Consider the following 17,848-nt stretch of genomic DNA (forward strand, 5'->3'; position numbering starts at 1 on the left):
CCCCGTCCGACAATGGCCCGGTGACCACCCGACTCGTCCCCACCCCCGCCGGCGACGCCCGTATCACCTGGCACCCGGCGAAGAAGCCCCGCCTCGTCCTCGCCCTCGGCCACGGCGCCGGCGGCACCGGCCCCTCCCGCGACCTGACCGCGCTGGCCGCCGCCCTGCCCGCCCGCGGGGTGACCGTCGCCCTCGTGGACCAGCCCTGGCGGGTCGCCGGAAAGAAGCTGGCGCCGGCCCCCAGGACGCTGGACGCCGCATGGACCGCGCTCTGGCCGGCGCTGGAGAAGCCCGGACCGCCGGTGGTGGCCGGCGGCCGCAGCGCCGGGGCGCGGGTGGCCTGCCGCACGGCGCGGGAGCTGGGCGCACACGCCGTGCTCGCGCTGGCCTTCCCGCTGCACCCGCCGGGCCGGCCGGAGAAGACCCGGGCGGACGAGCTGACGGGCGCCGGCGCGCCCACCCTCGTCGTCCAGGGGGAGCGCGACACCTTCGGGCGGCCGGAGGAATTTCCGGCGGGGACGCGGATCGTCCCGGTGCCGTGGGGCGACCATTCCTTCGCCGTGCCGAAGTCCGCGGACATCGGTCAGGACGACGCCCTCGCGGTGCTGACGGAGGGGGTGGCCGCCTGGCTCAAGGAGCTGTGAGCCGGGGGAATGCGCCGGGCGCAACGGGTGTTGTAGCGGACGTCCGACTGGACGCGTACTCGAACACGGACGTGAGAAGGAGGGCCCGCCGAATGGGTGGAGCCATGTGCCTGTCCCGGTCCCGGACCGCTGACAAGGGCGCCCCGCCCGACTGGAGCGGCGGTGACCCGATTGCGCCCACGAAGAACCGGGCGGCGGATTCGGGCGAAGGTCGTCTATTCTCCGAACCGAGCAGGGAATCCGCGGCCGCCGCCCCGGGTTCCGTCCTGGTTCTGGAGGAGGTGGGTCTCGTACCTGGGACCGAAGCGGACGGTCAGCCCACGGAGCGTCCCGAGGAGAGCGCCGCCGAGCGCAGCGCGCGCTTCGAGCGGGACGCCATGGAGTTCCTCGACCAGATGTACTCCGCGGCCCTGCGGATGACGCGCAACGCCGCGGACGCGGAGGACCTGGTCCAGGAGACGTACGCCAAGGCGTACGCGTCCTTCCACCAGTTCCGCGAGGGGACGAACCTCAAGGCGTGGCTGTACCGCATCCTGACCAACACCTTCATCAACTCCTACCGCAAGAAGCAGCGCGAGCCGCAGCGCAGCGCCGCGGAGGAGATCGAGGACTGGCAGCTCGCGCGCGCCGAGTCGCACATGTCGACCGGGCTGCGCTCGGCCGAGGCGCAGGCGCTCGACCATCTGCCGGACTCGGACGTGAAGGAAGCGCTCCAGGCGATTCCCGAGGAGTTCCGGATCGCCGTGTATCTCGCCGACGTAGAGGGCTTTGCGTACAAGGAGATCGCGGACATCATGGGGACACCCATCGGCACGGTCATGTCCCGGCTGCACCGGGGCCGCAGGCAGCTCCGCGAGCTGCTCGAGGACTACGCACGCGAGCGCGGCCTGGTGCCGGCGGGTGACGCGGGCGGCACCATCGGAAAGAAGGGCGCGGGATCATGAGCTGCGGAGAGCCGCACGAGACCGACTGCTCAGAGGTCCTCGACCATCTGTACGAGTATCTCGACCACGAGATGCCGGCGAGCGACTGCGCGAAGTTCGAGACGCACTTCGACGAGTGTTCGCCGTGCCTCGAGAAGTACGGCCTGGAAGAGGCCGTGAAGAAGCTCGTCAAGCGCTGCTGCGGCCAGGACGACGTCCCGTCCGACCTGCGGGCCAAGGTGATGGGCCGGATCGAGCTCATCCAGTCCGGCGAGCAGGTGCCCGAGGCGCCCCTCGTCGGCAGGGACGCGCCCCAGACATGAGCGGCGGGTCACGCCTCGTATGACCCGATGGAGGTAATCCCCGGCAAACTCCGCCGGGGGCCTTCGCCACCCTCCTATTCTCCTCGGTCTGAGCTCCGCGGTGGGGCTCCGGAGGACGAGGAGTGTGGCGTTCGTGCGTATGCCAGCCGTCGGCCACGCGCTGATCGCGGGCGCCGCGGTCTGTGCCCTCTGCTGCGCCGCCCCCGCCGTCGTCGGCTGGTCGCGTACGCCGTGGGGCACCGTGCTGCTGCTGGCGGGGCTGTACGCGCTGTGCGAGCCGGTGTGGCGGGTGATCCAGGGGGGATCCGAGGGGCTCGCCGGCTTCTACCCGGTGCTGCTCGCCGCGGCCTTCCTGCTGGAGCCCGCGCAGGCGGCCCTGGTGGCCGTGCCGGGTGCCCTCCTCGCGCCGGTGCGGGGCGAGCCCGTCGCCGCCCGGCGGATCTGGCGCGCCGCCCAGCTCTCCCTGGGCACCGCCGCCGCGGCCGGCGCCGCCTGGCGGCTGCTGGGGGACGGGAGGCTCGACCGCCCGGCGTTCCCCTCGCTGCTGCTGCCGGGGCTCGCGGTCGCCCTGGTGTTCTGCCTGGCCGTCGGGCTGCTCGAGGCCGCCGTGCTGGCCGCCGCCGAGCGCCGTCCGCCGCGCGCCGCGCTGCGCGCCCTGCCGGGCAGCGTGCCGCCGTATCTGGTGCACGGGCTGGCGGGGCTGATGATGGCGGTGCTCTGGCACAGCCGGTACGGGCCGGTCAGCGCGCTGTTCGTGCTGCTGCCGATGCACATCTCCTGCTGGGTCTTCGACCGGTACCACCGCGAGCGCGCCGCCCACCAGGCGACGATCCGCGCGCTGGTGCACGCGGTGGACATCAAGGACCGCTACACCCGCGGCCACAGCGAGCGCGTCGGCCGCGCCTCGGTGCTCATCGGCCGCGAGCTCGGGCTGGCGGAGGACCGCCAGGAGGTGCTGCGCTTCGCCGGCATCCTGCACGACGTCGGCAAGCTCGGGGTGCCCACGCGCATCCTGCGCAAGGACGGGCCGCTCACGGACGACGAGCGCCGGATCATCCAGCTGCATCCCGAGTACGGGCACGAGATGGTGCGCGGCATCGGCTTCCTGGAGGACGCCCGCGCCGCGATCCTGCACCACCACGAGCGGCTGGACGGGCGCGGCTACCCGTACGGGCTGGCCGGGACGCAGATCCCGGAGTTCGCGCGGGTGGTGGCCGTGGCGGACGCCTTCGACGCGATGACGTCGACGCGCAGCTACAGCCGGGCGCGGGCGGTGCCGGCGGCGCTGGCGGAGCTGCAGGCCTGCGCGGGGCGGCAGTTCGACCCGAGGATGGTGCGCGCGCTGGTCCGGGCCGTCGGGCGGCACGGGTGGCACGCGGCGGTCACCTCCGACGAGACGGCGCTCCCCGCCGCGACCGTCTGCAAAAACGCTTCCGCTACGGAAAGTGACGATCGTCCGACCCGGAGCGAGGGCGCCCGATGACCGCCGTCCCCGCCCCGGCCGCCCCCGCCCCCCTCGTTCCCGAGTACGCCCGCACCCGCATCCCCACCGCCGCGGGCCTGGCCGGTGCCGCCGCCGGCGCGCTCACCCTCCTGGGCCTCGGCTGGACGTTCTGGCACGGCCTGCGCCAGCCACACCTGGCCGCCGCCTTCGCCGCGCTGATCGTCGCCGGCGAGCTCGCCGCGTCCCGCACCGGCGAACGCCACACCGCCCCCCTGGCCACCGCCGGCGCCCTGGCGTACGCGCTGCTCGGGGAGTGCGCCGGAACGCCGGCCGCCCACGGGGTCCCGCAGATCGTCGCCGTCGTCTCCACGGCTACCCTCGCCGGCGCCGTCCCCCGCGTCGCCCGCGTCCGCGGCCCGTTCGTCGCCGACCAGCTGACCCGCCGGGTGCTGGCCACGGCGTTCGCCGCCACCTGCTTCCAGCCCCTGTTCACCACCGGCGCCCTCGGCCGTCTCACCGGCGGCAGCGGCCCCGCGTACGCCCTCTGCCTGGTGCTCGTCCTGGCCCTGACCGCCCTGTGCGACGCGGTGCTCGGCGCCGCCCTGGCCCGGTCCCGCAACGGCTGGCCCTTCGTCCCCCTGCTGCGCGACGAGCTGCGGGCGCTGCGGGGGATCGGCTCCGCGATGGTGGCCACCGGCGCGGTGATGGCCCTGGCGGTGGCCGTGGCGGGCGCGTGGGCGCTGCCCGTGTTCAGCCTGCCGCTGCTGCTCACCCAGCTGCAGTTCCGCCGGTATGCGGCCGTACGCCGCACCTACCGCCAGACCATCGCCTCCCTGGCCCGCGCCACCGAGATCGCCGGCTACACCCCGGCCGGCCACGCCCGCCGGGTCGCCGCCCTCAGCCGGGCCGTGGGGCGTGAGCTGGGGCTGGCCGAGGCGGAGCTGGACGTGCTGGAGCAGGCGGCGCTCATGCACGACATCGGCCAGCTGTCCCTCGTCGACCCCGTGCCCGAGGGCGCCACCCAGCCCCTCGCGGCCACCGACCGGCGGCGCATCGCGCTCCTCGGGTCCGCCGTGGTGCGCCGGACCGGCGTCGGGACGGCCGTCGCGCGGATCGTGGAGCGGCAGGCCGATCCGTATCGTGACCAGCCGCTGGCCGCGCGTATCGTACGGGCGGCCAACGACTACGACGACCTCGCCGCGGGCAGCCGTCTCCTGCGGCCGCTGCACGCCCTGGAGCGGCTGCGGCTGGACACGGCGAGCACCTACGACCCGAGGGTGGTGGGGGCGCTGCACGGGGTAGTGACCCGGGTAGCCGGGGGGCCCGCGGACGGTGCGGGGCGGGCGGTCGACCGGGGAACCGATCGGTAAGGAGCGGGGGTCAGGCGCGGCATGGTTGGATGCGAATCGTGAGGATATTCGGCAAAGGACGGCATCGGCCCTCCGCCTCGTGGCGGCAGGCGACCGACCGGGCCTTCACGCTGATCGGCGACGGGCGGTACGAGGACGCCGGCGCCCTGCTCACCCGGGCCGCGGATCTGGAGCCGTGGCTCTCCGAGTCCTGGTTCAACCTCGCGCTGCTGCACAAGTTCCGGCACGACTGGGAGCAGGCCAGGGCCGCCGGTCTGCGTGCCGTCGCGCTGCTGGACCGGGCCACCGGGGCGCCCGACTGGTGGAACGTCGGCATCGCGGCCACCGCGCTGCAGGACTGGCCGCTGGCCCGCCGCGCCTGGCAGGCGTTCGGGCTGCGCGTGCCCGGGACCGGGACCCCCGGCGGCGACCCCGACCGGCCGGAGTCGCTGGAGCCGCTCGGCATGGACCTGGGCAGCGCTGCCGTACGGCTGTCGCCGGAGGGCGAGGCGGAGGTCGTCTGGGGGCGGCGGCTGGACCCGGCGCGCATCGAGGTGCACAGCATCCCGCTGCCCTCCTCCGGACGGCGCTGGGGCGAGGTCGTGCTGCATGATGGGGTGCCGCACGGCGAGCGGGCCACCGCCGCCGGGCACACGTACCCCGTGTTCGACGAGATAGAGCTCTGGGCGCCTTCCCCGACGCCCACCTGGGTCGTCCTGCTGGAGGCCGCCACCGAGGCCGACCGCGACGCGCTGGAGGACCTCGCCGCCGACGCCGGGTACGCGGCGGAGGACTGGTCGTCGTCCGTCCGGCTGCTGTGCCGCACCTGCTCCGAGAGCCGGATGCCGGCCGCGGAGGGCGGCACCTCGCAGGCCGGCCTGCTCGACCCGCACGACCACAGCGAGCCCGGCCACCCCGGACCGCTGCTGCACCGCACGGAGAGCCTGTGGGTCCCGGAGCGCGAGTGCGGCATAGCCGCGCCCGCCGGACTGGTGCGGGGGCTGCTGGACAGCTGGGCGGCCGACAGCCCGGACAGCAGGGACTGGCGGGATCTGGAGGAGGTCGGCTGACGATCCGGGACCGGGCTGTCCGTGGGGCCGCGTACTCTTGTTCCTCAACCAGGATGGACCCGGAAGGCGTAACGGATGACTCAGCACGCTCAGGTGGAGGACCCCTCGTCCGAGGAGGTGTACGTCGACGACGTCACGGACGCCGAGGCCCGGGAGGCGGCCTTCCGCGAGCGCGGCACGGTCCGGCCGATCACGGTCGTCGGCAACCCGGTGCTGCACCGTGAGTGCCGTGACGTCACGGACTTCGGCGACGAGCTGGCGACGCTGGTCGACGACATGTTCGCCAGCCAGCGGGCCGCGGAGGGCGTGGGCCTGGCGGCCAACCAGATCGGCGTGGACCTGAAGGTCTTCGTCTACGACTGCCCGGACGACGACGGCGTGCGCCACGTCGGCGCGGTGTGCAATCCGGTCCTGGACGAGCTGCCCGCGGAGCTCCGCCGGCTCGACGACTCCAACGAGGGCTGTCTGTCCGTCCCCGGCGCCTACGCCGAGCTGCCCCGCCCCGACTACGCGGTGGTGCGCGGCCAGGACATGCGCGGCGAGCCGGTCGTCGTGCGCGGCACGGGCTATCTCGCCCGCTGCCTGCAGCACGAGACGGACCATCTGTACGGGCGGCTCTACATCGACCGGCTGTCCAAGCGGGACCGCAAGGACGCGCTGAAGCAGATGGCGGAGCGCACCCCGCGGTACGAGACGGTGCCCAACGACTGACGGTTGACCCCGGGTTGCCGCGCGGTTGCGCGGGCGGACCAGACCTCTGACCGGTTCTACGATCTGTTGACGTGGCCCTGCCGGACCGACACGCTCGAACGCGCCCCCTATCCCTCCCGTATTCACGGAGGTGCGTTTTGATACAACGTACCGTCAGACTTCTGATCTCCGCGGTGCTCCTTGCCGTCGCGGCCATCGGCGGCACCGTCGTCACGGCCGGCACGGCGCACGCGGACGAGTGCTACACCTGGAGCAGGACCCTGCGCGAGGGCACGTCCGGTGCGGACGTGACCCAGCTGCAGATCCGGGTGGCCGGCCATGTCGCCTACGGCGAGGTCCTCGCCCTCGACGGCTCCTTCGGTCCCGCGACGAAGGCGGCCGTCACCCGGTTCCAGGCGGCCTACGGGCTCGCCGCGGACGGGATCGCCGGTCCGAACACGTACGCCGCCCTGTACTCGCTGCAGGACGCGGACTGTACGCCGGCGCACTTCACGTACGCCGAGATGAACAGGTGCAACAGCACATGGAGCGGCGGATCCGTGTCCGCCGCGACGGCCAAGGAGAATTCCAAGCGCACCATGTGGAAGCTCGAGGCCATGCGCAGGGCGCTCGGCAGTGTGCCGATCACCATCTCCAGCGGCTTCCGTTCCCTCAGCTGCAACAGCGCTGTCGGCGGCTCCGCCGGCAGCCGGCACACCTACGGCGACGCGGCCGACATGACCGGTTCGCCGTCGTTCTGCACGCTGGCCCAGCGGGCCCGCTACCACGGCTTCAACACGATCCTCGGCCCGGGCTACCCGGACCACGGGGACCACGTGCACGTGGACAGCAAGGGCAGCCGGACCTGGGCGGCGCCCAACTGCGGCGTCGGCTGAGCGGCACCCCGATCCACCGGTGCGCCCGCCCGTGACCGCGGGCGGGCGCACCACCCCCTCTCCCCGTACAGCCCGATCCCGTACCGACTGGGAGACACCCGGTGCGCCACATACCCCCCGCCGTCGCCACGGCCGCCGTCCTCGTCCTGACCCTGCTGACCGCCTGCACCGGTGAGGACCCCGCCGCCGCCCCCGTGCCCACGGGCGGCCCCGCGCAGAATCCCGCGAAGGCGGTCGCCGTCGAGCACAGCCTGTCCGAGGGCCTGAGCTTCCCCGTGGAGCGCTACGAGATCTCCGACGCGGACCAGCGGATCCTGGAGCGGGCGCTGGACACCCTCGCCCGCCGGTGCATGGACCGCTACGGCCTGGACTACGTCCCCGCCCACGTCGCGAAGGCCACCAACGCCGGCCCGTACACGTACCTCTACGGCGTGGACGACCCGGTGGTCGCCGCCGAGTACGGCTATATGGACCCCCGCGGTCTGGACCCTGCCGCGTACCGGCCGGCCCGCGCCCGGGAGCTGACCGAGGACGAGCAGCTGGTCATGTACGGGATCCAGGAGGAGCTCGACACCGGGGAACTGCCCACCACCCTGGAGGAGTCCGAGGCCATGAAGGGCCCCGTCTTCCACGGGAAGCAGGTCCCGGTGACGGGCTGCATGGGCGACTCGCAGCTGCGTATCAACCGGCCGGACAAGGGCTGGATCGACCCGACCTCCCTGGGCAGCCTCCAGGAGGACGCCGCCCAGGAGGCGGACGACGACCCCCGGGTGAAGGCGCTGCTCGGCGAGTGGTCGGCGTGCATGGCCGGGCACGGGTACCGGGTGAAGAGCCCGCTCACCGCACGCGACGAGCTGAAGGTGAACGGCGACAGGAAGCTGAAGCAGGCGATCAGGGCGGCCGTGCAGGACGTGGCCTGCAAGACGGAGACGGACCTGGTGAAGCGCTGGGCCGCGGTGGACGCCGAGTACCAGAAGAAGGTCATCGGCGAACACCGCGACTACCTGCGCAAGCTCACCGAGCAGCAGCGGGAGACCGTGCAGCGGGCCCGTGAAGTGCTCGGTCCGCAGTAGCCGTACGGACCTCAGAAGTCGTCGTCGAAGGCCACCGAGCCCTCGACGGCGACCTGGTAGGCCGAGGGGCGGCGCTCGAAGAAGTTCGTCAGCTCCTGGACGTCCTGCAGCTCCATGAACGCGAACGGGTTCTGCGAGCCGTACACCGGCGCCAGCCCCAGCCGGACCAGCCGCTGGTCGGCGACGCACCGCAGATACTCGCGCATCGACTCCGTGTTCATCCCCGGCAGCCCCTCGCCGCACAGGTCGCGGGCGAACTGCAGCTCCGCCTCGACGGCCTCGTCCAGCATGGCCGTGACCCGCTCGCCCAGCTCCTCGTCGAACAGGTCGGGCTCCTCGGCGCGGACCGTGTCCACGACGTGGAAGGCGAAGTCCATGTGGCAGGACTCGTCGCGGAACACCCAGTTGGTGCCGGTGGCCAGCCCGTGCAGCAGACCGCGGCTGCGCAGCCAGTAGACGTAGGCGAAGGCGCCGTAGAAGAACAGGCCCTCGATGCAGGCGGCGAAGCAGATGAGGTTGAGCAGGAAGCGGCGGCGGTCCTCCTTGGTCTCCAGCCGCCGGATGTCCTCCACGGAGTCCATCCACCGGAAGCAGAACCGGGCCTTCTCGCGGATGGACGGGATGTTCTCGACCGCCGCGAAGGCCGCCGCGCGCTCGTCCGGGTCGGGCAGATAGGTGTCCAGCAGGGTCAGATAGAACTGGACGTGCACGGCCTCCTCGAACAGCTGGCGGCTCAGATACAGGCGCGCCTCGGGGGAGTTGATGTGCTTGTACAGGGTGAGGACGAGATTGTTCGCGACGATCGAGTCGCCGGTCGCGAAGAACGCCACCAGCCGGCCGATCAGATGCTGCTCGCCCGGGGACAGCTTCGCCAGGTCGGCGACGTCCGAGTGGAGGTCCACCTCCTCGACGGTCCAGGTGTTCTTGATGGCGTCCCGGTAGCGCTCGTAGAACTCCGGGTAGCGCATGGGGCGCAGGGTGAGCTCGAAGCCCGGGTCGAGGAGGTTCTTGGTTGCGGCGGGGGCGGTCACTGGCAGGCCTCACACGATTCGGGGTTCTCGAGGGAGCAGGCGAGCGCCTCGGCGTCCGTCTGCTGTACGGGTACGGGTACGGGCGCGGCGGTCCCGCGCGCCGACCGCGCGATGCGGGTGGCGGGGCGCGAGCGCAGGTAGTACGTCGTCTTCAGCCCGGACTTCCACGCGTACGCGTACATCGAGCTGAGCTTGCCGATGGTCGGCGCGGCCATGAAGAGGTTCAGCGACTGCGCCTGGTCGAGATACGGCGTACGGGCCGCCGCCAGATCGATCAGCGCGCGCTGCGGCAGCTCCCACGCCGTGCGGTAGAGGGCGCGCAGCTCCGCCGGGATCCACGGCAGGTCCTGCACCGAGCCGCCCTGTTCGCGCAGCGCCTCGCGGGTCTGCGCGTCCCAGACGCCCAGGCGCTTGAGGTCGGCCACCAGATAGGCGTTGACCTGGAGGAACTCGCCGCTGAGGGTTTCGCGCTTGAAGAGGTTGGAGACCTGCGGCTCGATGCACTCGTAGACGCCGGCGATGGAGGCGATCGTGGCGGTCGGGGCGATCGCCAGCAGCAGCGAGTTGCGCAGGCCCGTCGCTGCGATCCGCTCGCGCAGCGCCGTCCACTTCTTTGGCCAGGTGACCGCGGCGTCCGGGTAGTGGTCGGGGTGCAGGACGCCGCGGGCGGCGCGGGTCCCGGCGTACGACGGGTGGGCGCCGTGGGCCTCGGCGAGGTCGGCGGAGGCGGCGTACGCGGTGAGCATGATGCGCTCGGAGATCCGGGTGGACAGCGCCTTCGCCTCGGCGGAGTCGAAGGGCAGCCGGAGCCGGAAGAACACGTCCTGCAGGCCCATCACGCCCAGGCCCACCGGGCGCCAGCGCTGATTGGAGGCGGCGGCCTGGGGGGTCGGGTAGAAGTTGATGTCCACGACCCGGTCCAGGAACACCACGGCCGTACGGACGGTCTCGTCCAGCCGCTCCCAGTCCACGGCGCCGTCCCTGATGTGCTCGGCGAGGTTGACCGAGCCCAGGTTGCACACGGCCGTCTCGCCGTCGTCCGAGACCTCCAGGATCTCCGTGCACAGGTTGGAGGAGTGGATGACGCGGCCCGGCTCCGCCGTCTGGTTGGAGACCCGGTTGGCGGCGTCCTTGAACGTCATCCAGCCGTTGCCGGTCTGCGCCAGGGTGCGCATCATCCGCCCGTACAGCTGGCGCGCCGGCACCTGCCGGACGTACCGGCCCTCCTCCTCGGCCCGCCGGTACGCCTCGTCGAACTCACCCCCGTAGAGATCGACCAGCTCCGGCACCTCCCCCGGGGAGAACAGCGACCACGGCTCGTCGGCCTCGACGCGGCGCATGAACTCGTCGGGGATCCAGTGCGCGAGGTTCAGGTTGTGCGTGCGGCGGGCCTCCTCGCCGGTGTTGTCGCGCAGCTCCAGGAACTCCTCGACGTCCGCGTGCCACGGCTCGAGGTAGACACAGGCGGCGCCCTTGCGCTTGCCGCCCTGGTTCACGGCGGCGACCGAGGAGTCCAGGGTGCGCAGGAACGGGACGATGCCGTTGGAGTGCCCGTTGGTGCCGCGGATCAGCGAGCCGCGGGAGCGGACGCGGGTGAAGGGGACGCCGATGCCGCCGGAGTGCTTCGAGAGGCGGGCGACCTGGTGGTAGCGCTCGTAGATCGAGTCGAGCTCGTCGAGCGGGGAGTCCAGCAGATAGCAGGACGACATCTGCGGGTGGCGGGTGCCGGAGTTGAACAGGGTGGGGGAGGAGGGGAGGTACGACAGCGTGCTCATCAGCCGGTACAGCTCCGCGACCTCCGCCACCGCCGCGTCGTCCGAGCCGGCGGCCAGTCCGCAGGCGACGCGCAGGAAGAAGTGCTGCGGGGTCTCGATGACCTGCCGGTTGACCGGGTGACGCAGCAGATAGCGGGTGTAGACCGTACGCAGGCCGAAGTAGCCGAAGAGGTCGTCGCGCCCCTCGGCCAGGGACCGCCCGACGAGCGCGTCCAGCGTCGCGGCGTGCTCGCGGACGAACGCGGCGGTGGCGTCGGCGATCAGGCCCTCGCGGTGGCCCACGGCGATCGACGCGCCGAACGAGACGGCTCCCTGGGCGCCGGCCTCCTCGCGGATCGCGCGGGTGAGCAGCCGGGCGGCGAGCGTGGAGTACTGCGGCTCCTCGCCGATCAGCCCGGCGGCGGCCTCCGTGGCCAGGGCGCGCAGCCCGGCCTCGTCGGTGCCGGGATGGCGGCCGGCCAGCGCGGCGGCGGTGACCCGGCCGGGGTCGGCGGCGGGCAGATCGGCGGTGAGCTCCGTCAGCAGCTGCGGCAGCGAAGCCGTTACGGGCTCCGGTGCCGGCGGTGCGATGGTCAAGGTGATGCACTCCCTCGCTCGGCTGGGGCCGCGAGGGGAGGGTCCGGCGCCGCGCGGGCAGGCTCGCGCGCACCCCCGTGGCGTCCGTGAGGCCCAACCCGCGAGACCCGGACGAATACAGACGCCCCGTGCGGGGCGTGCCGTCGGCAGGTCCTCGGACTCACGGGTATCAGGGCATACGCCGATACCGCACACCGTTGCGGGACAGTTCCGGACTCACACCGGATTCCCCTGCGTCGACAGCGGAGTCGAGCATACATGTGGGGGCGGCCGATGGTGGCCGCCCCCACATGTTGTGTCCGGAGTTCCCGTCAGAGGTCGAGCACGTACACCAGGAGCAGCAGCGTGGGGTTGGGCTCGGGGTGCCAGTCCCGCTCGGGGAGACGGACGAAGCCCAGCCGCTCGTACAGCCGGTGGGCGGCGTGCATGATCTGCTGGGTCGACAGCAGGATCCGGCTGCGCCCGCGCTCCTTCGCCAGCTCCAGACAGCGGCGTACGAGCGCCTCCCCGACGCCGCGCCCGCGCGCGTCCGGGTCGACGACGAGCATCCGGAACTCCGCCTCACCGGGCCCGGCGAGGTCCGCGTACCGCCCGCCGTCCCCGACGAACGCCACGGCGCCCAGCAGCGCCCCGTCCCCGGGGTCCACGGCCACCAGCAGCTCCGCGTGCTCGGCGCGGCCGCGGGCGTCCTTGAGATGCGTCAGATACGGGTCGTCCGCGCCGCCCCCCAGCAGCCCGCCGTCCAGATAGACGCGAGCGGTCAGCTCGCCGACGGCATCGGTCTCCCCGGGGCGCACGGGCCTGATCACGAAGTCCATGCAGCCAAGTGTGCAGGGCGGCTCCGCGGACGCGTCACCCGGGCGCCGGTACGCCGACGGGCCGCCGCCCGGTGAGGGCGACGGCCCGTCGGCCGCCTGTGCAGAGACGTTTCGGCGCTGTCTCCGCGGCGTAGGCGTCAGCAGCAGCGGAAACCGTTCTTCGGGTCCGCCTCGCGCTGGTCCATCCGGCAGCGTTCGAACTCCCGGCGGTCCATGACCTCGGCGGCGGCATCGTGCTTACGGGCGTGTTCCACATACCGCTCGTACGCCGTCTCGTCCGTCAGCTCCTGGATGAAGCGCCAGACCTTCTTGCCCACCGTCGTGATCGTCATGCCGGCTGACCCTCCCGGTCCTCGGAGATCCGGCCGCCGCCCGAGCCGAGGCCGGCCGCCTCCAGCTCAGCCTTCTCCTCCTTGGTGGCGAAGAGCTGCGCGGGAGCGACGAACTTGGACTCGACGTACGGGTCCTCGTGGCTGACGACCGCCTCGGGGTTGCGCAGCGCCTTCACGCACACCCGGGTGGCGTCGATGATCACGATGATCACCAGCAGGGCGAAGACCGCGGACAGCGTGCCCTGGACGGTGGCGTTGGTGACCGCGGTCTCGGTCTCCCCGATCGTCTTGGCCGGCGGGAACGGCTTGCCGGCGTCGATCGCGGCCTGGGCCTGCGAGCGCAGCTCGAAGAAGCCGACCTTGACGTCCGTGGAGAACACCTTCTGCCAGCTCGCGGTGAGCGTGACGACGGCCAGCCACAGCGTCGGCAGACCGGTGACCCAGGCGAACTTGAGCCGGCCGGACTTGATCAGCAGCGTGGTGCAGACCGTCAGCGCGATGGCCGCCAGCAGCTGGTTGGAGATACCGAACAGCGGGAAGAGCTGGTTGATGCCGCCCAGCGGGTCCTTCACGCCGGTCCACAGGAAGTAGCCCCACAGGGCGGTGGTGATCGCGGAGGTGACGATCAGGCCCGGCCACCAGCTGACCTTCTTCAGCGGCTTGTAGATGTTGCCCAGGGAGTCCTGGAGCATGAAGCGGCCCACCCGGGTGCCCGCGTCCAGCGCCGTGAGGATGAACAGCGCCTCGAACATGATCGCGAAGTGGTACCAGAAGGCCTTCAGGCCGTCGCCGGTCACCGCGGAGAAGATCTCCGAGACGCCGAGCGCGAAGGTCGGCGCGCCACCCGTACGGGACAGCAGGGACGCCTCCTCGACGGACTTGGCGGCGGCGGTGAGCGCCTCGGGGGTGATCACGTAGCCCATGTTGTTGATGGCCTCGGAGGCCGACTGGACCGTGGTGCCGATCACACCCGGCGCCGAGTTCATCCCGAAGAACAGACCCGGGTCGAGCACACAGGCGGCGATCATCGCCATGATCGCCACGGAGGACTCCATCAGCATGGAGCCGTAGCCGATCATGCGGATCTGGGTCTCCTTCTGCAGCATCTTCGGGGTGGTGCCCGAGGAGATGAGCGCGTGGAACCCGGAGACGGCGCCGCAGGCGATGGTGATGAAGACGAACGGGAAGAGCGAACCGGCGAACACCGGACCCGTACCGGCGCCGGCGAAGTCGGTGACACCGTCCATCTTCAGGGCCGGGGAGGCCACCAGCACACCGACGAAGAGCAGGCCGATGGTGCCGAACTTCATGAACGTCGACAGGTAGTCGCGCGGCGCGAGCAGCATCCACACCGGGAGCACGGACGCGATGAAGGAGTAGACCACGATCCAGATGACCAGGGCCTCCTTGCTCAGCGTGAACGTGTCCGCGAGCGAGGAGTCGGCGATGTACTTGCCGCCGACCAGGGCGAGCAGCAGCAGGACGATACCGACGACGGAGACCTCGGCGACCCGGCCCGGGCGGATGACCCGCAGGTAGAAGCCCATGAACAGGGCGATCGGGATGGTCATGCCGATGGAGAAGGTGCCCCACGGCGAGCCGGCCAGGGCGTTCACGACGACCAGGGCCAGCACCGCGAGCAGAATGATCATGATGGCGAACACGCCGACCAGCGCCGCGGCACCGCCCACCGGGCCGATCTCCTCACGCGCCATCTGGCCGAGCGAGCGGCCCCCGCGGCGGGTGGAGAAGAAGAGCACCACCATGTCCTGGACGGCACCGGCGAAGATCACGCCGGCCACGATCCAGATGGTCCCGGGCAGGTAGCCCATCTGCGCGGCGAGCACCGGGCCGACCAGCGGGCCGGCGCCGGAGATCGCGGCGAAGTGGTGACCGAGGAGCACCCGGCGGTCCGTCGGGTGGAAGTCGACACCGTTGTCGTTCAGCTCGGCCGGCGTCGCCCGGTTCCTGTCGACCTTCAGCACCCGCCAGGCGATGAACTTCGAGTAGAACCGGTAGGCGATGGCGTACGAGCCGAGCGCCGCCGCGACCATCCAGGCCGCGGAGATCTCCTCGCCCTGGGCCAGGGCGAGGACGGACCATCCGATGGCGCCGATGACGGCGACCAGGACCCAGATGGCTATGGACTTCGGAGTCAGCGGCTTCCTGGCTCTGTCTTCCGGTGGTGCTGTTGCGTGCGTCGTCGACATATCGGCTCCGTCCCCTGCGCAGATGCGTCTGGCCAGTGATTGCGGACGAAATCTAAAACAACCGTACGGTCCGCGTCACTACCTGTTCGGATAGCGGATCGGTCACGAAGGCGATACGCATCAGCAAAGCGGAGCGACGGATTCAGTCGTTCGGACGCTGCAGCCTCGCGACGAACTTGTAGCGGTCGCCCCGATAGACGGACCGTACCCACTCCACGGGTTCCCCATCCGCGTCGACGGAATGCCGGGAGAGCATCAGCATCGGCAGTCCCACGTCCGTGCCGAGCAGGCCGGCCTCGCGCGGGGTGGCCAGGGAGGTCTCGATGGTCTCCTCGGCCTGGGCGAGGTGGACGTCGTAGACCTCGGCGAGCGCCGTATAGAGAGAGGAGTACTTCACCAGGCTGCGGCGCAGGGCGGGGAACCGTTTCGCCGACAGATGGGTGGTCTCGATGGCCATCGGCTCGCCGCTGGCCAGCCGCAGCCGCTCGATCCGCAGCACCCGGCCGCCGGCGGTGATCTCCAGCAGCTCGGCGAGCCGGTCGTCGGCCGTGACGTAGCCGATGTCCAGCAGCTGGGAGGTCGGCTCCAGACCCTGGGCGCGCATGTCCTCGGTGTACGAGGTGAGCTGCAGGGCCTGGGAGACCTTGGGCTTCGCGACGAAGGTGCCCTTGCCCTGGATGCGCTCCAGCCGGCCCTCGACCACCAGCTCCTGCAGGGCCTGGCGGACCGTGGTGCGGGAGGTGTCGAACTCCGCCGCGAGCGTGCGCTCGGGCGGCACCGGGGTGCCTGGCGGGAGGGTCTCGGTGATCTCCAGCAGATGCCGCTTCAGCCGGTAGTACTTGGGCACGCGGGCGGTGCGCGGGGCGGTGCCCGGCCCCTCGGTCTCGTCCGCGGCCGTGCCCCGCTGGGGCTGGCCGGCGGCCGTCTGACCCGCGCGCGCCGAACCGGCGTTCGTCCTCATAGCTCCTCCGTTGACTGCGGCTCACATCCTGGCACGCCCCCGCCGTCCTGGGGCGGGGGCGCCGATGACGGGATGGTCACGGGCCACTGGTATCCGGCCGGTCCCGGGCGGTCACAGGTCCACCCGGCATCGGTCCGGTAACGACAGGTGACAAGGGTTCACCAGACCCTTGACACCCCCAATGGTCTAGGCCAAGCTGCCGTCAACTTAATTGGTCTGGACCATGACACCCCTGGCAGGTCTAAACCATTAAAGACCACACTCAGCCCCACGGGCAGTGCCCGGAAGCCTGGATTTTCCGTCGGGTGGGGGAGTAATTGGCATCCGAGGAGGATGGCGTGAAGCGCAAGATCATTGCGGCGGTGGGCGCCGCGGCCCTGATAGCGGGGCTGGCGGCATGTGGCTCGGACGACGACGGGGACAAGGGCTCCGGCAAGAAGGCCGGTCCCGAGAGCTTCAAGGGCCAGACGCTCACCTTCTGGGCGATGGACGGCTCGACGCCGGACCCGTGGCTGAAGGACCTGACCGCCGAGTTCGAGAAGAAGACCGGCGCGAAGCTGAAGTTCGAGGTCCAGCAGTGGAACGGGATCCAGCAGAAGATCACCACCGCTCTCTCCGAGTCCAACCCGCCGGACGTGCTGGAGGTCGGTAACACCCAGACCCCGGCGTACGCGGCCACGGGCGGTCTGTCCGACCTGTCCGACCTGAAGTCCGAGGTGGGCGCCGACTGGACCGAGGCCCTCAACGAGTCCTCGATCTACGACGGCAAGCAGTACGCCGCCCCGTGGTACTTCGCCAACCGCGTCGTCATCTACAACAAGAAGATCTGGGCCGACGCCGGCATCGCCGCCCCGCCGAAGACCCGCCAGGAGTTCCTGGACGACCTGAAGCTGATCGGCGACAAGACCGACGCCGAGCCGATCTACCTGCCCGGCCAGAACTGGTACTTCTTCGACGGTCTGCTCATCGGCAAGGACGCCCAGCTCGTCAAGCAGGACGGCGACAAGTGGGTGTCCAACCTCTCCGACCCGAAGGTCGGCGAGGCGATGGCGCTCTACAAGCAGTACGCGGACTACTCCAAGGCCCCCAAGGACAAGGACGAGGCCACCCCGCAGCAGGCCGAGGTCTTCGCCAAGGGCAAGACCGGCGCGATCATCGGCATGGGCTGGGAGGCCGGCACCGCCATCGCCGCCAACAAGAAGATCGAGTCGGACATCGGCTACTTCACCATCCCGGGTGAGACCGCCGACAAGCCCGAGGGCGTCTTCCTCGGTGGCTCGAACCTCGCCATCGCGGCGGGCAGCGAGAAGCAGGAGCTCGCGAAGGAGTTCCTGAAGCTGGCGCTGTCCGACAAGTACGAGGGTGCCCTGGCCAAGGCGAACGGCGTCATCCCGAACAAGGAGTCGCTGCTCACCAACCTGACGGGCAACGCCCCGGCCGAGGCCGCCGCCCCGTCCGCGAAGTTCGGTGGCACCACCCCGCTGATCCCCGAGTGGGCCGCGGTGGAGAACGTGCCGAACCCGATCAAGACCTACATGACGCTCGTGCTGCAGGGCAAGTCGCACGCGGACGCCGCCAAGCAGGTCGAGAGCGAGCTCAACAAGAGGCTCGCGCAGGATCAGTGATCGTGCGCTAGCCGCCCGGGGCGGGGTGTCTCCTTCCGGCACCCCGCCCCGTACCGGCGCCCGCACAACCCACCCCGCGGCGGCACCCGCCGCGGGGTGTTCCCACCC

16 protein-coding genes and 1 riboswitch are annotated in these 17,848 nt (G+C 71.4%); of the genes, 10 read left to right on the top strand and 6 right to left on the bottom strand.

Annotation, left to right across the window (positions count from 1 at the left end):
* The first annotated feature begins 20 nt into the window (after positions 1–20).
* From SRB5_RS18785 to SRB5_RS18825, 9 genes are all read left to right on the top strand, one after another.
* Complete coding sequence (locus tag SRB5_RS18785; protein ID WP_323378134.1) at positions 21–644, top strand: alpha/beta hydrolase family protein; 624 nt, start codon at positions 21–23, stop codon at positions 642–644.
* A 281-nt stretch (positions 645–925) separates the two neighbouring features.
* On the top strand, positions 926–1,588 hold the full coding sequence (locus SRB5_RS18790; RefSeq protein ID WP_407703939.1) for a sigma-70 family RNA polymerase sigma factor: 663 nt from the start codon (positions 926–928) through the stop codon (positions 1,586–1,588).
* The gene (rsrA, locus tag SRB5_RS18795) at positions 1,585–1,890 is read left to right on the top strand and encodes a mycothiol system anti-sigma-R factor (RefSeq protein ID WP_153453496.1); all 306 of its coding nucleotides are present in this window, start codon (positions 1,585–1,587) and stop codon (positions 1,888–1,890) included. Before SRB5_RS18790 ends, rsrA begins: the two co-directional genes overlap by 4 nt.
* Positions 1,891–2,029: 139 nt before the next feature.
* The gene (locus SRB5_RS18800; protein ID WP_153453682.1) at positions 2,030–3,373 is read left to right on the top strand and encodes an HD-GYP domain-containing protein; all 1,344 of its coding nucleotides are present in this window, start codon (positions 2,030–2,032) and stop codon (positions 3,371–3,373) included.
* Positions 3,370–4,704: an HD-GYP domain-containing protein gene (locus SRB5_RS18805; protein WP_153453498.1), complete on the top strand. Its 1,335-nt coding sequence runs from the start codon at positions 3,370–3,372 to the stop codon at positions 4,702–4,704. The genes SRB5_RS18800 and SRB5_RS18805 overlap by 4 nt, the downstream gene beginning before the upstream one ends.
* A 38-nt stretch (positions 4,705–4,742) precedes the next feature.
* On the top strand, positions 4,743–5,753 hold the full coding sequence (locus SRB5_RS18810) for a tetratricopeptide repeat protein (protein WP_323378135.1): 1,011 nt from the start codon (positions 4,743–4,745) through the stop codon (positions 5,751–5,753).
* A 75-nt stretch (positions 5,754–5,828) separates the two neighbouring features.
* Positions 5,829–6,464, top strand: a complete 636-nt coding sequence (gene def, locus SRB5_RS18815; protein ID WP_153453502.1) for a peptide deformylase — start codon at positions 5,829–5,831, stop codon at positions 6,462–6,464.
* A 137-nt stretch (positions 6,465–6,601) separates the two neighbouring features.
* Positions 6,602–7,339 (top strand): D-Ala-D-Ala carboxypeptidase family metallohydrolase, encoded by a 738-nt coding sequence (locus SRB5_RS18820; protein ID WP_153453504.1) that lies wholly within the window; start codon positions 6,602–6,604, stop codon positions 7,337–7,339.
* Between the two features lie 101 nt (positions 7,340–7,440).
* Positions 7,441–8,412: a hypothetical protein gene (locus tag SRB5_RS18825; RefSeq protein ID WP_153453506.1), complete on the top strand. Its 972-nt coding sequence runs from the start codon at positions 7,441–7,443 to the stop codon at positions 8,410–8,412.
* Positions 8,413–8,423: 11 nt separating this feature from the next.
* On the opposite strand, the gene SRB5_RS18830 is transcribed toward SRB5_RS18825, so the two are convergent.
* The 6 genes from SRB5_RS18830 to SRB5_RS18855 all read right to left on the bottom strand — a co-directional run bounded on the left by SRB5_RS18830 (position 8,424) and on the right by SRB5_RS18855 (position 16,115).
* The gene (locus SRB5_RS18830) at positions 8,424–9,380 is read right to left on the bottom strand and encodes a ribonucleotide-diphosphate reductase subunit beta (RefSeq protein ID WP_228390198.1); all 957 of its coding nucleotides are present in this window, start codon (positions 9,378–9,380) and stop codon (positions 8,424–8,426) included.
* 59 nt (positions 9,381–9,439) lie between these two features.
* On the bottom strand, positions 9,440–11,794 hold the full coding sequence (locus SRB5_RS18835) for a ribonucleoside-diphosphate reductase subunit alpha (protein ID WP_153453510.1): 2,355 nt from the start codon (positions 11,792–11,794) through the stop codon (positions 9,440–9,442).
* Between the two features lie 128 nt (positions 11,795–11,922).
* A riboswitch (cobalamin riboswitch) is annotated at positions 11,923–12,084 on the bottom strand.
* Positions 12,085–12,105: 21 nt separating this feature from the next.
* Positions 12,106–12,612, bottom strand: coding sequence for a GNAT family N-acetyltransferase (locus SRB5_RS18840; protein ID WP_153453512.1), 507 nt, complete (start codon positions 12,610–12,612; stop codon positions 12,106–12,108).
* 137 nt (positions 12,613–12,749) lie between these two features.
* Positions 12,750–12,944 carry a YbdD/YjiX family protein gene (locus tag SRB5_RS18845; protein WP_153453514.1) on the bottom strand — a complete coding sequence of 65 codons (195 nt, stop codon included), beginning with the start codon at positions 12,942–12,944 and terminating at the stop codon, positions 12,750–12,752.
* Entirely contained in the window at positions 12,941–15,154 is a 2,214-nt protein-coding gene (locus tag SRB5_RS18850; RefSeq protein WP_153453515.1) for a carbon starvation CstA family protein, read from the bottom strand. The genes SRB5_RS18845 and SRB5_RS18850 overlap by 4 nt, the downstream gene beginning before the upstream one ends.
* Before the next feature lie 142 nt (positions 15,155–15,296).
* Positions 15,297–16,115 carry a GntR family transcriptional regulator gene (locus tag SRB5_RS18855; RefSeq protein WP_153453517.1) on the bottom strand — a complete coding sequence of 273 codons (819 nt, stop codon included), beginning with the start codon at positions 16,113–16,115 and terminating at the stop codon, positions 15,297–15,299.
* A 338-nt stretch (positions 16,116–16,453) separates the two neighbouring features.
* On the opposite strand from SRB5_RS18855, the gene SRB5_RS18860 reads away from it, so the two are divergent.
* Positions 16,454–17,740 (top strand): extracellular solute-binding protein, encoded by a 1,287-nt coding sequence (locus SRB5_RS18860; RefSeq protein WP_323378136.1) that lies wholly within the window; start codon positions 16,454–16,456, stop codon positions 17,738–17,740.
* The last annotated feature ends 108 nt before the right edge of the window (positions 17,741–17,848 follow it).

It is taken from the genome of Streptomyces smaragdinus, from assembly GCF_009604385.1.
Lineage (GTDB): Bacteria > Actinomycetota > Actinomycetes > Streptomycetales > Streptomycetaceae > Streptomyces > Streptomyces smaragdinus.

Excerpts from the sequence above, each read along its gene's own strand:
- SRB5_RS18855 (WP_153453517.1), bottom strand. The coding sequence starts at position 16,115 with ATGAGGACGAACGCCGGTTCGGCGCGCGCGGGTCAGACGGCCGCCGGC.
- SRB5_RS18840 (WP_153453512.1), bottom strand. The coding sequence starts at position 12,612 with ATGGACTTCGTGATCAGGCCCGTGCGCCCCGGGGAGACCGATGCCGTC.
- SRB5_RS18805 (WP_153453498.1), top strand. The coding sequence starts at position 3,370 with ATGACCGCCGTCCCCGCCCCGGCCGCCCCCGCCCCCCTCGTTCCCGAG.
- SRB5_RS18845 (WP_153453514.1), bottom strand. The coding sequence starts at position 12,944 with ATGACGATCACGACGGTGGGCAAGAAGGTCTGGCGCTTCATCCAGGAG.
- SRB5_RS18830 (WP_228390198.1), bottom strand. The coding sequence starts at position 9,380 with ATGCGCTACCCGGAGTTCTACGAGCGCTACCGGGACGCCATCAAGAAC.
- rsrA (WP_153453496.1), top strand. The coding sequence starts at position 1,585 with ATGAGCTGCGGAGAGCCGCACGAGACCGACTGCTCAGAGGTCCTCGAC.
- def (WP_153453502.1), top strand. The coding sequence starts at position 5,829 with ATGACTCAGCACGCTCAGGTGGAGGACCCCTCGTCCGAGGAGGTGTAC.
- SRB5_RS18850 (WP_153453515.1), bottom strand. The coding sequence starts at position 15,154 with ATGTCGACGACGCACGCAACAGCACCACCGGAAGACAGAGCCAGGAAG.
- SRB5_RS18800 (WP_153453682.1), top strand. The coding sequence starts at position 2,030 with ATGCCAGCCGTCGGCCACGCGCTGATCGCGGGCGCCGCGGTCTGTGCC.